This window comes from Burkholderia sp. Bp8963 (assembly GCF_003854275.1).
In the GTDB taxonomy this organism is placed as follows: Bacteria; Pseudomonadota; Gammaproteobacteria; order Burkholderiales; family Burkholderiaceae; genus Burkholderia.
Map to the genome: position 1 here is coordinate 84,179 of NZ_QTQP01000009.1, position 15,333 is coordinate 99,511.

A 15,333-nucleotide genomic window follows, 5' to 3' on the forward strand; every position below is an offset into this window, starting at 1 on the left:
GGGGGAAAGATGAAACAGAGCGTGTTGGCGTTGGCGATCAAGAGGATCATCTGGGCGGAACTGGCGTTGACGGCGACGCTGGCGGGGCCGGTGTTTGCGCAGAGCCAGCCGGGGCCGGGCGCGGCCGCGATCGCGGATGCCGTTGCGAAGCAGGCGCCCGTGACGGTCGCGCAGGCGAGCGGCACGAGCGGCACGACAGCAGGCGAAAATGCTGCGGCGCCCGACGCCGCATCCGGCGCGGCGGCGCCTGCGGGCGAGAAGGCGACTGCCGTGCCAGCGGCGGACGGGCAGGGCAAGGTCGCGCAGATCAAGCGATTCGAAGTGACGGGCTCGCTGATCCGCAGCTCGGACAAAGTCGGCTTCAATCAGGTGCAGACGATCACGCCGAAGGAAATCACGAGCAGCGGCGCGGTGACCGTGGCCGACTTCCTGCGCGATGCCGCGGCCAACTCGGCGAACAGCTGGGGCGAAGGCCAGTCCGGCAACTTCGCGGCCGGCGCGGCCGGGATCGCGCTGCGCGGCCTGTCCGAGAAATACACGCTCGTGATGGTCGACGGGCAGCGCGTCGCGCCGTTCGCATTCTTCTCGAACAGCGTCGACTCGTTCTTCGACCTCAATACGTTGCCGCTCAACGCCATCGAGCGCATCGAGATCGTGAAGACCGGTGCGGTGTCGCAATACGGCTCGGACGCGATCGGCGGCGTGGTGAACATCATCACGAAACACAATTTCCGCGGGCTGCAGCTCGACGGCAGCCTCGGCAGCGCAATCAACGCGGGCAACGGCGACGGCACGACCAAGTTCGGCGTGCTCGGCGGCTTCGGCGACCTGAACGCCGATCGCTTCAACGTCACGGTGGCGGCCAGCTACTACAAGTCCAACGGCTTCACGCTGGCCGATCGCGATTCGACCCGCAACCAGGACTTCACGGGCAAGCCGGGCGGCTTCTCGCTGCTCGCGCCGTCGTACTGGAACATGCCCGACGGCAGCGCGCAGGCGCTGAACGGCTGCCCGTTCGGCGGGGCGGTCCGCCCGGCCGCGCCGAACTCGCTGTCGGCCGGCCTGCCGGGCACGATCTGCTCGTACAACACGGCGGAAAGCACGTCGATCCTGCCGATGACCGAGCGCCTGAACGCGAAGCTGCATGCCGACTTCAAGATCAACGATACGACGACGGCATTCGCGGACTTCCTCGAGAGCTACAACACCACCACGACCAACGACGGCCTGTGGAACAACGTCATCGGCAACCCGCAGAACCCGGCACTCGTCTGGAATCCGCAGACGCAACTGCTGTCGCCGTTCAACACGGTCGTGCCGGTGACCAACCCGTACAACACGACGGGCGCGGCAACGCCGCTGACCTACGCGTTCCCGAACACGGTCGCGGAGAAGACGTGGGCCAACTACTGGCGCGCGGCCACCGGCGTGAAAGGCTCGTTCACGCTGCCGAACGGCGACTGGGACTGGGCAACGTCCGTCAGCCATTCGCAGAGCACGGTGTCGAACGTGTTCACGAACCAGCTCAACGTGAACGTGCTGAACAACATCTACCAGAACGGCACGCTGAACTTCGCGAACCCGAGCGCCACGCCCAACGCGTTCAACGGCCTGTACCAGGAGGCGAACACCCTCGGCATCTCGAAGCTCGACACGATCGATGCGACGCTGTCGACGCCGACGCTGTTCCACCTGCCGACGGGTGACGTCGGCTTCGGCCTCGGCGCGCAGTTCACGCACCAGAGCGAAATGCTCACGCCGGGTTCGGAATACCTGCAGGGCACCGTAGTCACGCCGAACCTGCAGACGGTGGACGGCGAGCGCAACGTCGCGGCGATCTACTATCAGATCAACATCCCGATCCTGCAGAACCTGACGTTCAGCCAGTCGGGCCGCTACGACCACTACACGGACGTGGGCGGCGCGTTCTCGCCGCGCTTCGCGTTGCGCTACCAGCCGATCCAGGCCCTCACGCTGTATACGTCGTACAACCGCGGCTTCCGCGCGCCGACCTTCGTCGAGGACAGCAAGTCGCAGACGCTCGGCATCCAGATCGACCCCGCCACCGGCCAGAACTACACGTCGATCACCGTCGGCAACCCGAATCTCGCGCCCGAGCGCACGCGCAACCTGAACATCGGCTTCCAGCTGTCGCCGAGCCGCTACACGGACTTCGGCTTCGACTGGTACAAGATCCGCATCGACAACGTGATCGGCCAGGGCAAGCCGTCGCAGATCGTGACCGACCCGGTGACGGGGCAGCTGCTGTACAAGGTGATCCCGTACCAGAACCTCGGCTACCTCGATACGAACGGCTTTGAAACGACGTTCCGCCAGTCCGTGCCGGTCAAGGGCGCGGGCACGTTCACGCTGTCGGGCGACTGGGCGTACGTCAAGGACTACAAGATCGGCTTCCCGGGCGCGGCACCGATCAACGGCGCGGGCAACAACTACACGATCACGCAGCCGTTCGGCGGCAGCTTCCCGCGCTGGCGCGGCAACACGACGCTGGACTGGAACTACCACGGCTTCGATACGGCGCTGACGTGGCAGTTCACGGGCCCGTACGCGCAGAACCTGATGGCGGCGCCGAGCAAGGTGGGTTCGTACAGCCAGTTCAACCTGATGATGACCTACACGGGCTTCAAGAACTGGACGATCTACGGCGGCATCGACAACATCTTCAACCGCACGCCGCCGTATGACCCGATCTTCGCAAACGGCACGCTGAGCCAGAGCGGCTACGACACGTCGCTGTACACGTACATCGGCCGCTTCGCGCAGGTCGGCGCGACGTACAAGTTCTGATGACGATCGTGCAGACCTGACAGGCTTTCGACGGGCCGCTCCATATCCCTGTGATACCCACCCCTTGGGAGCGGCCTCTTTTTGCCTGGCAGTGTTACGGTATGCAGGTGCATCGAAACAATCCACCTCGCGCGGGTCACGCCCGCTGCGATTGCGAGCAGGCGAACGATGAGCGTGTTCAGATGGCGCAGGTCGGGCGGGACCGGCCCGATCGGGCAGGGGCTGACGGTCGTGAAGAACGGCGTGCAGAACGGCGTGCAGATAGCGGTGCTCGTGTGCGCCGCGCTCGCCGCCTGTGTCGCGGCGCCGCGCGCGGCGTTCGCGGTGTCGGCGATCGCGCAGTACGGTCAGCCGAAGTATCCGGCGGATTTCACGCATTTCGCCTATGCCGATCCGGACGCGCCGGACGACGGCACGCTCAATTTCGAAAACTACAACGAGGCGCAGAGCTACGACTCGCTCAATCCGTTTCTCGTGCGCGGATCGCCGGCGCCGGACATCCAGAACCTGATGTTCGATACGTTGATGCAGCGCAGCTGGGACGAACTCGCGTCCGAATACGCGCTGATCGCGGACGACGTGACGGTGGCGCCCGACAGGAATTCCGCGACGTTCCACGTCAATCCGGCCGCGCGCTTTTCGAACGGCGACCCGATCACCGCGGCCGACGTCAAGTATTCGTTCGACACGCTGACGAGCCCGCAGGCGTCGCCGCTCTTCAATGCACAGTTTTCGGTGATCCGGCGCGCGGTGATGGTCGACGAACACACGATCCGCTTCGAATTCAAGCACCCTGAGCGCGACGCCGCGCTGATTGCGGGCGACCTGCCCGTGTTCTCGCCGAAGTGGGGACGACGCGCGGACGGCACGCGGCCGCCGTTCGACCAGATCGCGAACGTGCCGCCGATCGCGAGCGGGCCGTACCTGATCGAGCAGCGCAGGAACGACAGGCAGATCGCCTACGTGCGCAATCCGCACTACTGGGCCGCGAACCTGCCATCCCGGCGCGGGATGTTCCGGTTTGCGCGCGTGTCGTTCAAGCTGTATCTGGACCAGTACACCGAGCTCGAGGCATTCAAGGCCGGCGACGTCGACGCGCGGATGGAGTACAGCTCGACCCAATGGGCGCGCAAGTACGTCGGCAAGAATTTCCGCAACGGGATGCTGAAGAAGGGCGAATTCCCGGACGGCCCCGCGCAGATGCAGGGTTTCCTGATGAACCTGCGCAAGCCGATGTTCGCGGACGTGCGGGTGCGGCATGCGCTCGCGCTGGCGTTCGATTACGACTGGATGAACCGGATGATGTTCTACGGGCAGTATCGCCGCACCAACAGCTTCTGGGAGGCGAGCCCGTTCGCGGCGTCAGGGATGCCGAGCGAAAAGGAGCTCGCGCTGCTCGAGCCGTACCGGTCCATGCTGCCGCGCGAAGTATTCGGCCCGATGGTCAGGCAACCGTCGACGGTGCCGCCCAACTCGCTGCGCGACAACCTGAAGGCGGCCCGCGACCTGCTCGCACAAGCGGGCTGGCGCTATCGCGACGGCGCGCTGCGCGACGCGAACGGCACGCCGATGACGATCGAGATCATCGACGACCAGCCGGGCATGGATCGCCTGATCCTGCCGTACATCCAGGCGCTCGCGACGCTCGGCATCCATGCGTACATGCACGAGATCGACAGCGCGTTGTACCAGAAGCGGCTCGACAGCTTCCAGTACGACATGACGACGTTCATCTATCCGCCGGTGACGATTCCCGGCGCCGAACTGACGCGCCGCTTCGGCAGCGCGGCGGCGTCGCAGCCCGGCTCCGAAAACTATCCGGGCGTGCAGTCGAAGGCGGTCGATGCGCTGATCCGCGCGGCGCTCGCGGCCGACACACTCGACGATCTCGAGACGGCCACGCACGCGCTCGACCGCGTGCTGATCAACCTGTACGTGCTCGTGCCGCAGTACTACCTGCCGAACGCGCGGATTGCGTACAAGGCGACGCTCGGCCATCCTTCGATCGTGCCGGACTCCTATCTGTACGAGGACTGGATCGTCGACTACTGGTACGTGAAGCAAGCGGCCGGCGGTGCGTCGGCGCATAAGCCCGGTCCGGGCGCATGACGGGGAGATGCGATGCTGACTTACATTATCAGACGCCTGTTGCTGATGATCCCGACGCTGATCGGCGTCGTGACGATCACGTTCGTGGTCACGCAGTTCGTGCCGGGCGGGCCGGTCGAGCAGGTGCTGATGCAGTTGCGTCACGGCGGCTCGCGCGGCGGCGAGGCGAGCGGCGGCGGTGGCGGCTATCACGGCAGCCAGGGCGTCGATCCGCAGCAGATCGAGCAGATCAGGAAGCAGTTCGGCTTCGACAAGCCGCCGCTCGCGCGCTACGTGTTGATGCTGAAGCGCTATGCGACGTTCGACCTCGGGCAGTCGTACTTCGCGCACCGGAGCGTGTGGGACGTGATTCGCTCGAAGCTGCCGGTGTCGATCACGCTCGGCTTGTGGACGGTGATCCTGACGTATCTCGTGTCGGTGCCGCTCGGCATCGCGAAGGCGGTGCGCAACGGCTCGCGGTTCGACACCGTGACGAGCGTGCTGGTGCTGGCCGGCTACGCGATTCCCGGCTTCGTGCTGGGCGTGCTGCTGCTGATGCTGTTCGGCGGCGGCACGTTCTGGCAGGTGTTTCCGATGCGCGGCCTGACCTCGGACAACTTCGACGAACTGACGCTCGTCGGCAAGGTGCTCGACTACCTGTGGCACGTCGCGATGCCGGTGACGGCGTCGGTCGTCGGCAACTTCGCGATCGTCACGATCCTGACGAAAAACACCTTCCTCGAGGAGATCGGCCGCCAGTACGTGCTGACCGCGCGAGCGAAGGGCGCGCCGGAGCGCGACGTCCTGTGGAAACACGTGCTGCGCAACGCGGCGATTCCGCTGCTCACGGGGCTGCCGGCCGCGTTCGTCGGCGCGTTCCTGAACGGCAACCTGCTGATCGAGACGCTGTTCTCGCTCGATGGCATGGGACAGCTGTCGTATGACTCGGTGATCCGCCGCGACTACCCGGTCGTGCTCGGCTCGCTGTTCCTGTTCACGCTGATCGGCCTCCTGACCAAACTCATCGCTGACGTCTGCTATGTCCTCGTCGACCCCCGCATCCAGTTCAACCGCCTGGACCACTGATCCCGCGAGCGTCGCGTGCGCGACGTCGCCGTCGCCGTGGCGGCGCACGTGGCTGAGGTTTCGCGCGCAACGGCTCGGCTACTGGAGCCTCGTGATTTTCGCGGCGCTGTTCGCGATCAGCCTGTGTGCCGGCGTGCTGTCGAACGATCGGCCGCTCGTGGTGCGCTACGCGGGGCATTACTTCTTCCCGATCGTGAAGGACTACCCGGAAACGCAGTTCGGCGGCGACTTCCCGGCGAAGACCAACTACCTCGATCCGTATATCCGCGCGAAGCTCGAAGCGAACGGCAACTTCGCGATCTACCCGCCGAACCGTTACCGCTACGACACGATCGACTATTTCGCATCGCGTCCGTATCCGGCGCCGCCGTCGGCGAACAACTGGCTCGGCACCGACCAGTTCGGCCGCGATGTACTGTCGCGGCTGCTGTACGGATTCCGGCTGTCGGTGCTGATGGCGCTCGCGCTGACGGTGTCGGGTGTCGCGCTCGGGGGGCTGGCGGGCGCCGTGCAGGGCTTCTACGGCGGCCGCACGGACCTGATCGGGCAGCGGCTGATCGAAGTCTGGAGCGCGCTGCCCGACCTGTACCTGCTGATCATCTTCGCATCGATCTTCGAGCCGTCGCTGTGGCTGCTGTTCATCCTGCTGTCGATGTTCGGCTGGCTCGCGCTGTCCGACTACGTGCGTGCGGAGTTCCTGCGCAACCGCGCGCTCGACTACGTGAAGGCGGCCCGCACGATGGGGCTGTCGAACTGGCAGATCATGTGGCGGCACGTGCTGCCGAACAGCCTGACGCCCGTGATCACGTTCCTGCCGTTCCGGATGAGCGCGGCGATCCTGTCGCTGACGAGCCTGGACTTCCTCGGCCTCGGCGTGCAGCCGCCGACGCCGAGCCTTGGCGAGCTGCTGCAGGAGGGCAAGAACAACCTCGACGCGTGGTGGATCTCGATTTCGGCGTTCGCGGCGCTGGTGGCGACGCTGCTGCTGCTGACGTTCATGGGTGATGCGCTGCGCAATGCGCTCGACACGCGCGCGCGCGGTTCGGCTTACGGTGGGGAACAGTGATGGCGAACGCGTTGCTGGAGATCGAGCGGTTCTCCGTGCACTTTGGCACGAAGATGGCCGTGCAGGACCTCAGCCTGTCGATCGGCCGCGGCGAGCGGGTCGCGCTCGTCGGCGAGTCGGGTTCGGGCAAGAGCGTGACGGCACTGTCGATCCTGCGGCTGGTGCGGCACGCGACGCTCGCCGGCCGCATCCTGTTCGACGGCGAGGACCTGTTCGCGAAAACGGAGCAGCAGATGCGCGGGATCCGCGGCGCGGACATCGCGATGGTGTTCCAGGAGCCGATGACCGCACTGAATCCGTTGTACACGGTAGGCAGGCAGATCGCGGAAAGCCTGCGGCTGCACGAAGGGTTGCGGCAGTCGGACGCGCGCGAACGCGGCATCGAGCTGCTGCGCCGCACCGGGATTCCGGAGCCGGAGCGGCGGATCGACAGTTACCCGCACCAGTTGTCGGGCGGGCAGCGGCAGCGGGCGATGATCGCGATGGCGCTCGCCTGCCGGCCGCGGCTGTTGCTTGCGGACGAGCCGACCACGGCGCTCGACGTGACGGTCCGGCAGCAGATCGTGGACCTGCTGATCGAACTGCAGGAGCAGGAAGCGGCCGCACGCGGGATGGCCGTGATGCTGATCACGCACGACCTGAACCTCGTGCGGCGCTTCGCGCAGCGGGTCGCGGTAATGCAGCAGGGCGTGCTGGTGGAGACGAATACGACCGACGCGCTGTTTGCGGATCCGCGGCACCCGTACACGCAGCGGCTGCTGGACAGCGCGCCGCGGCGGGCGATCGGGCCCGTCGCGGCCGATGCGGCACGCCTGCTCGACGTGAAGGATCTCGCCGTCGACTACCGGATGTCTGCGAAGGGTTGGCGCGCGGTGTTCGGAACCACCGCGTTCCGCGCGGTGCACGACGTGAAGCTGAGCCTGAGGCGCGGCGAGACGCTCGGCATCGTCGGCGAGTCGGGATCGGGGAAATCGACGCTGGCGTCCGCCGTGCTCGGGCTGCAGCGGCCGGCGGCGGGCGGGATCGACATCGACGGCCTGCCGCTCGCGTCGCTGCGCACGGCGCGCGGCCGGCGCGCGCTCTACGGCCGGATGCAGGTGGTGTTCCAGGATCCGTTCGGCTCGCTGTCGCCGCGCATGACGGTGGAGCAGATCGTCGGCGAGGGGCTGGCCGTGCACCAGCCGCAGATGGCCCACGACGCGCGGCGCGCGCGGATCGCCGCGTTGCTGAACGAGGTCGGCTTGCCGGCGGAAGCGATGCTGCGGTATCCGCACGAATTCTCCGGCGGTCAGCGTCAGCGGATCGCCATCGCGCGCGCGCTGGCGGTCGAGCCGGAACTGCTGGTGCTGGACGAGCCGACGAGCGCGCTCGACGTGTCGATTCAGCAGCAGGTGCTGAGCCTGCTGACGAATCTGCAGAAGAAGTACCAGCTGAGCTATCTGTTCATCACGCACGATCTCGCGGTGATGCGCGCGATGGCGCATCGCGTGATCGTGATGAAGGCGGGGCGCGTGGTCGAGGAGGGCGACACGCTCGACGTGCTGAATGCGCCGTCGCATCCGTATACGCGTGCGCTGCTCGCGTCGTCGATGCTGACGCCGGAGCGGGCCGGGTAGCGCGCCGATGCCGTCGTTCTTCATCGACCGCCCGGTATTTGCATGGATCGTCGCGCTCGCGATCGTCGTCGCGGGCGTGCTCGCGGTCCCGCAACTGCCGATCTCGCAGTATCCGCGCCTCGCGCCGCCGCGCGTCGTGATTACCGCGACGTATCCGGGCGCGTCGACCGAAACGGTCGACGGCAACGTCGGCAGCATCATCGAAGAGAGTCTCGATGGCGCCGACGGATTGCTCTACTACGAGACCAGCAGCGACGGCCACGGCAACCTCGAGATCGACGTGACGTTCTCGCCCGGCACCGATCCGGACCTCGCGGTCGTCGACGTGCAGAACCGCCTGAAGCAGGTCGAACCTCGGCTGCCGCAGCAGGTCGTGCAGCAGGGGATCGGCGTGTTCAAGGCCGCGAACACGTTCCTGATGCTCGTCACGCTGACGTCGGCCGACGGCACGCGCGATTCCGCGCAGCTCGGCGAATACCTGAACCGCTATCTGCTGCGCGAACTCAAGCGGGCGCCGGGTGTCGGCTCAGCCGAGCTGTGGGATGCCGGCGAGGCGTTGCGGGTCTGGCTCGATCCCGTGAAGCTTCGCGAGTACGCACTCGGCGCCGACGACGTGATCGCGGCGATCGGCGCGCAGAACGCGACGGTGACGGCCGGCGCGGTCGGCGACGCGCCGTTCGCGCGCGGCCAGCAACTGACGGCATCGGTGATCGTCAAGGGACAGCTCGCGTCGCCTGACGAGTTCGGCCGGATCGTGCTCAAGTCGAAGCCGGACGGCTCGACGGTGCGCGTGGCCGACGTCGCGCGGGTCGAGATCGGCCGTGACGATTATTCGTTCTACTCGCGACTCAACGGCAAGCCCGCGGCGACCGTCGGCATCCAGCTCGGCCCGCGCGGCAATGCGCTCGAAACGTCGAACGCGATCCGCGCGCGCGTCGCCGAGCTGTCGAAAGCGCTGCCGCCCGGCGTTCGCATCGAGATCCCGTTCGACGGTGCGCATTTCGTGACGCTCGCGATCCGGGAAGTCGTGCTGACGCTCGTCGAGGCCGTCGTGCTGGTGTTCTGCGTGATGTGGCTGTTCCTGCGCGACCTGCGGTACACGCTGGTGCCGACGGTCGTGATTCCGGTGACGCTGATGGGGGCGTTCGTCGCGATGTGGGCGTTCGGGCTGTCGATCAACGTGTTCACGATGTTCGGGCTGGTGCTCGCGATCGGCATCCTGGTCGACGACGCGATCGTCGTCGTCGAGAGCGTGCATCGCGCGATGGAAGAGGAGCACGCGTCGCCGCGCGACGCGACGCGCCGCGCGATGGGGCGGATCGGCGGTGCAATCGTCGGCGTGACCGCGGTGCTGACGGCGGTGTTCGTGCCGACGGCGTTCTTTCCGGGCAGCGTGGGCGGGATCTACCGGCAGTTCGCGGTGTCGATGATCGCGTCGATGCTCGTCTCGTCGTTCATGGCGCTGTCGCTGACGCCCGCGCTGTGTGCGAACCTGCTGAAGCCCTTGCCGCACGATGCGCACGACCCGCAAGCGGGCAAGCTCGGCCGGCGCCGCGATCGCACGGGTTTTGGCGCGCGGCTGTCGTCGCGTTTCAAGGCGCGCTTCACGGCGACCTTCTCGGTGGCCTTGGCATCGGCTTTCACAACTGCCTTCGCGCGGGCCGAGGCCGGCTATCGCCGCATCGTCGTGCGCGCGGTGCGGCGCGTCGGTATCGCCGTTGCCGTCTACGTCGCGCTCGTGGCCGCGTGCGGGTTGCTGTACTGGACGATGCCTGGCGGCTTCCTGCCGGTGGAGGACCAGGGTGAGCTGCAGGTGATGATCCAGTTGCCGGCCGGCGCCACGCAGACGCGCACGCTTGCGGTGGTCGAGCGCGTCGAGGCCGCGCTGCACGCCGAACCGGCGGTTGCGAACGTAACGAGCGTGATCGGCTGGAGCTTCGCCGGCAGCGGGCAGAACGTCGGGATGGCGTTCGTCGAGTTGCAGGACTGGGCGAAGCGCGACATCGACGCGATCGCGCTGCGCGACCGGCTCAACGCCGCGTTCGGCACGATCCTCGACGGCGAGGTCGACGTGTCGCTGCCGCCGTCGGTGCGCGGCATCGGGCACGCGGACGGTTTCACGTTCCGGCTCGAAGACCGCGGCGGCGTCGGGATGGAGGCGTTGCGCGCGGCGCGCGACGCGCTGTCCGAGCGCGCGAAGGCGGACCCCGCGCTCGCATCCGTGCATTCCGAAGACCTGCCGGACGGACCGCGCATCGAACTCGACGTCGACCGCGCGAAGGCCTACGCGCTCGGCGTGCCGTTCGAGCGGATCGCAGGCCTGCTCGGCGGCACGTTCGGTTCGATCTACGTGGACGATTTCCCGGCGTCGGGCCGGATGCGCCGCGTGATCGTCGAAGCGGACCCGGCCGCGCGCGCGACCGATGCGCAACTGATGACGCTGATGGTGCCGAACCGGACCGGCGACATGGTGCCGCTGTCGGCGCTTGCCGCGCCGCACTGGACGACCGGCCCCGTGATGCTGAGCCGCTACAACGGCTATCCGTCGCTCGACATCACCGGGCGGGCGGCGAGCGGCCACAGCTCGGGCGCGGCGATGGCGGAACTCGAGCGGCTCGCCGCGACGCTGCCGGTCGGCGTCGGCTATGACTGGGTCGATGCCGCACGCGAGGAGCAGGCCACCGCGCGGCAGACGCCGCTGCTCGTCGGGCTGTCGGTGCTCGCGGTGTTCATGGCGCTCGCCGCGCTGTACGAAAGCTGGACGGTCCCGCTGTCGGTGCTGACGATCGTGCCGCTCGGCGTGATCGGCGCGGTCGCGGCTGCGCTGCTGCGCGGGATGCCGAACGATATCTATTTCAAGGTCGGGATGATCACGGTGATCGGGCTGTCCGCGAAGAACGCGATCCTGATCGTGCAGTTTGCGCGCGACCGGGTCCGGCACGGCGTCGCGCCGAGGCAGGCGGCCGTCGACGCGGCGGCCGCGCGCTTGCGCCCGATCGTGATGACGTCGATGGCGTTCCTGCTGGGCGTCGTGCCGCTCGTGCTCGCGACCGGAGCGGGCGCCGAGAGCCGGCGCTCGATCGGGACGGGTGCGTTCGGCGGTGTGCTGACGGCGACCGTGTTCGGGCTCGTGTTTGCGCCGGTCGCGTTCCGGATCGTCGCGTCGTTCGGGCAGCGAAGGCGGGGCATGCGGCGCAGCGCGCGAGTTGCGGAGCCCGGTGTCGACGCGTGCGAGGCCGAGGCGGTGGGGAAGTAGGCGGGCTGCGCGTCACGCAGCGCTTCCCTTATCCGGAATTCTCATATTGTTCTGCGTATTTGTTGGTGGCAGCCCAACTCGTGAATTTTCATAATCCTGGTTTCATACGGCGGGATAAGTCGCGGGTAGCCACGTTGGTTTCAGATGTCTACCGTACTTGATCGAAACTGCCGTCTCTGAATTTTGATCAAGGTTCATGAGGAGGCGGTTGATGTCTGAAGTCGCACCTTCGCCGGAGCAGGGCGATCGTTTTGTCTATGTATCTGCAAAGGACCCGCTGGCTCAGCCTCTGTTCGATGAGCTGAAGTACGAATACAGCAGCCGGTACGCTGCATATATTCCTGAAGAAGAGCTTGGCAAGGAGCTCGTACGCTATCCAGCCGAGGCCTTTTCCCCACCGCAGGGTGCCTTTCTGCTTCTGTTGAGAGACGGGGTGGCAATCGCAGGTGGCGCCTTCATGCGTCATCACACGCCCGGCACTGCCGAATTCAAGCGCATATGGGCCAGTCGCGCTCATCGTCGTCAAGGCCTCGCGCGGCGCGTATTGGCCGAGCTCGAAGCGCAGGCCGCACGGCAAGGCTACACACGCATCCATCTGGGAACCGGCCCGCGCCAGCCCGAAGCCGTAGGGCTTTACCAGTCTTCGGGCTACACGCTGCTGTCGTCGCATGACTTTGGTGAAGACCAGCCTCCCGGCGTGCTGTTCGAAAAATACCTGCTGCCCGTTCCGCTTGCGCATTCGAGCGATCGGGATTGAGCCGATGACTCGCGAGGGAGTGCGCGAATCAGCACGGGATGATGTTGCAGGGCCCATTGCCGGGGCGCGACCTTCCGGCCCGATCGCAAAGCGGGCTCGACGGCGATACGCCCGCGATCTCCCGGATGACGCGAACGTCAATGCGAACATCGTGCTGGGCATTTGCGTCGCGATGGGCTTCACCACGCTGCTCGATCAGGCGATTTTTACACTTGCCGTGCCGAGGCTGAGGGATGGGCTGCATGCGTCGACCTCCGAAATCCAGCTGATCACATCGGTTTATTCCATCGCGTTTGGTGTTGCGCTCGTTCCTGCCGGTCGTCTTGGCGACGCGATCGGGCGACGCCTGCTGTTTCTGATCGGGCTCGCGATGTTTACGGGTTTCAGCGTCCTGGGCGGGCTGGCAGACGGTGCGCAGACGGTGATTGTCGCGCGCGTGCTGCAGGGGCTCGGCGCGGGGATCATCAATACCCAGATACTGGGCATGATCCAGGATCTGTTCAAGGGGACGGCGCAAGCCAGGGCGCTCGGACGCTATGCGTCGGCAGGCGGATTGGCGGGGCTCGTCGGGCCGATGCTCGGTGGGCTGGTTCTTGCCTCCGCGCCGCCGGATATCGGTTGGCGATTGCTGTTTCTGGTCAATGCCCCGTTTGGCATTGCCGTGTTTTATCTGGCTCTACGGCATCTGCCGCGCAACCGGCTATCGGACGCCCGATTCTCGATCGATCTGGGCGGGTTGCTCCTGCTTTCCACCATCGCGCTCGCGCTGATGCTCGCGACACTGGTCGGGGGCGCCGGGTTGCCACGACAGAGCACATGCGTCGTCGTGGCGATTGCCGGGTTGCCGCTATTGGCTGTCTGGGAAACGTGGTACCAGCGTCGCGGCGGCACGCCGATCCTGGCGCGCGGTCTGGTCCGTTCGCGCGGGTACGTGCTGGGGACGCTCGTCGCGATGTGCCAGTTCGCTGCGGGCGTCACCCTTGGGATGGTCAGTGCATTGTTCTTTCTCGATGGCTTGCAGGTCAGCCCCCTGCTTTTTGCCGCACTGTCGATTTCGTCAGCGTTGGGTTCGGTCGTATCAGCCGCGTGGAGCTGGCGTTTCGTCGAGCGATTCGGTCGTGCCGGAATCGTGATCGCAATCGGCATCTATGCGACTGCTGTCGCCGCGCAGGGTATCGCGATAGCGTACTTTCCGGCTCGCTGGATCGTGCTTTCCTTTCCGGTGACCGGATTGTTGCAGGGGCTTGCCGGTGGGCTGATTCATGCGCCGAATCAGGCGATGACGCTTGCGGAGATCGGGCGGGACGAAGGGCGCGGGCTTGCCGCAGGGCTTCTGCAGTTGTCGCAGCGCCTCGCCTGTTCGATCGGGATGTCCTGGGGGATCGGCGTATTCCTCGCAAAGGCATCGTCGTCGGCGACGCTGGACGCATACCGGGATGCGTTTGCCGATGTGTTGATGCTGGTATTGCCGCTGGTCGGCGGCGCATTGGCGGCGGCATGGTTCGACTGGATACGCAGGCGGGCACGGCATCCCGTATCGTGATCTTTGCAATATGTAATCCGAATTGTTTGATGTTTTCGGGAATAACGATCTGGGAATAACTTGGTTTTCGCGTGAATGGCTCTCCGGCACTATTTGAAACCGGATCGGTCGTTGGGTCGTCCGTTCGGGGCACAACGATCGGATGAACACTTTTACGGGGTATCGAGAGATGAATCGTCGTCGCAGGATCAGTCTGGCATTGGCAGGGACATTTGCAGTGGTGGCGATCGGAGCCGCCGGAATCGCGCAATCGGCGACGTCATTGAACCTGAGCCCCGATCAGCACGACCGACCCCGTGCAACGCCCGATGCAGCGGCGATCAAGCTGATTCCGGGAAATTTCCGGTTTGTCGAAAAGGGTGTGCTGACGGTCGGCATTGCGGTGGGAAATCCGCCGCTCAGTGCGTACGCGACGGATGCGAAGACGGTCGTCGGGGCGGATCCGGATCTCGCGCAACTGGTTGCGGATGAACTCGGTCTGACGCTCAAGCTCGTTCCGCTTGCGTGGGAGGATTGGCCGCTTGCCGTCGCATCCGGCAAGGTGGACGCGGTGCTGTCGAATGTTACCGTGACCGAGGCGCGCAAGCAGAAATTCGACTTCTCGACCTATCGGCGTGACGTGGTGGGCTTTTACGTCGCGCAGAGCAGCCCCATCAAGCAGATTCGCGAGCCGAAGGACATCGCGGGGCTGCGCGTCATTGGCGACTCCGGAACCAACCAGGAGAAGATTCTGCTGGCGTGGGACAAGGACAATGTCGCGCATGGCCTGAAGCCGGTCCACGTGCAGTATTACGACGACCCGTCGGTGCGCATGCTGGCCTTGGTATCGGGGCGTGCCGATGCGATTTTCAGTGTCAACGCCACGCTGGCTTATCAGCTGAGCCAGGGCGCGAAGATCAAGCCGGTCGGAACGGTGAGTGGCGGTTGGCCTCGTACGGCCGAATTGGCCGTCACGACCCGCAAGGGCAGTGGGTTCGCTACCGCCATTACCTATGTGATCAATGACCTGATCCAGGACGGCAAGTACCGCCAGGTGCTGGACCGCTGGAATCTCGGCAGCGAGGCAATCGACAAGGCCTCGACCAATCCTCCGGGGCTGCCGGATCTCTGATT

At 65.9% G+C, this 15,333-nt stretch carries 9 protein-coding genes; all 9 read left to right on the forward strand.

Annotated elements, in window-relative coordinates:
* Nucleotides 1–9 precede the first annotated feature (9 nt).
* The 9 genes from DID96_RS10000 (at nt 10) to DID96_RS10040 (ending at nt 15,331) form a co-directional block, all read left to right on the forward strand.
* Nucleotides 10–2,808 carry a TonB-dependent receptor gene (locus DID96_RS10000; RefSeq protein ID WP_124599196.1) on the forward strand — a complete coding sequence of 933 codons (2,799 nt, stop codon included), beginning with the start codon at nt 10–12 and terminating at the stop codon, nt 2,806–2,808.
* Between the two features lie 168 nt (nt 2,809–2,976).
* Nucleotides 2,977–4,917 (forward strand): extracellular solute-binding protein, encoded by a 1,941-nt coding sequence (locus tag DID96_RS10005; protein WP_260463837.1) that lies wholly within the window; start codon nt 2,977–2,979, stop codon nt 4,915–4,917.
* Between the two features lie 12 nt (nt 4,918–4,929).
* A complete protein-coding gene (locus DID96_RS10010) occupies nt 4,930–5,982 on the forward strand; it encodes a microcin C ABC transporter permease YejB (RefSeq protein WP_124599197.1) in 1,053 nt (350 codons plus the stop codon).
* A complete protein-coding gene (locus tag DID96_RS10015) occupies nt 5,936–7,048 on the forward strand; it encodes an ABC transporter permease (RefSeq protein ID WP_124599198.1) in 1,113 nt (370 codons plus the stop codon). Before DID96_RS10010 ends, DID96_RS10015 begins: the two co-directional genes overlap by 47 nt.
* The gene (locus DID96_RS10020; protein WP_124599199.1) at nt 7,048–8,664 is read left to right on the forward strand and encodes an ABC transporter ATP-binding protein; all 1,617 of its coding nucleotides are present in this window, start codon (nt 7,048–7,050) and stop codon (nt 8,662–8,664) included. The genes DID96_RS10015 and DID96_RS10020 overlap by 1 nt, the downstream gene beginning before the upstream one ends.
* Nucleotides 8,665–8,671: 7 nt before the next feature.
* A complete protein-coding gene (locus tag DID96_RS10025; protein WP_124599200.1) occupies nt 8,672–11,920 on the forward strand; it encodes a multidrug efflux RND transporter permease subunit in 3,249 nt (1,082 codons plus the stop codon).
* 211 nt (nt 11,921–12,131) lie between these two features.
* Complete coding sequence (locus DID96_RS10030) at nt 12,132–12,677, forward strand: GNAT family N-acetyltransferase (RefSeq protein ID WP_124599201.1); 546 nt, start codon at nt 12,132–12,134, stop codon at nt 12,675–12,677.
* Nucleotides 12,678–12,681: 4 nt separating this feature from the next.
* The gene (locus DID96_RS10035; protein ID WP_124599202.1) at nt 12,682–14,220 is read left to right on the forward strand and encodes an MFS transporter; all 1,539 of its coding nucleotides are present in this window, start codon (nt 12,682–12,684) and stop codon (nt 14,218–14,220) included.
* A 169-nt stretch (nt 14,221–14,389) separates the two neighbouring features.
* Nucleotides 14,390–15,331, forward strand: a complete 942-nt coding sequence (locus tag DID96_RS10040; RefSeq protein ID WP_124599203.1) for an ABC transporter substrate-binding protein — start codon at nt 14,390–14,392, stop codon at nt 15,329–15,331.
* Nucleotides 15,332–15,333 lie beyond the last annotated feature (2 nt).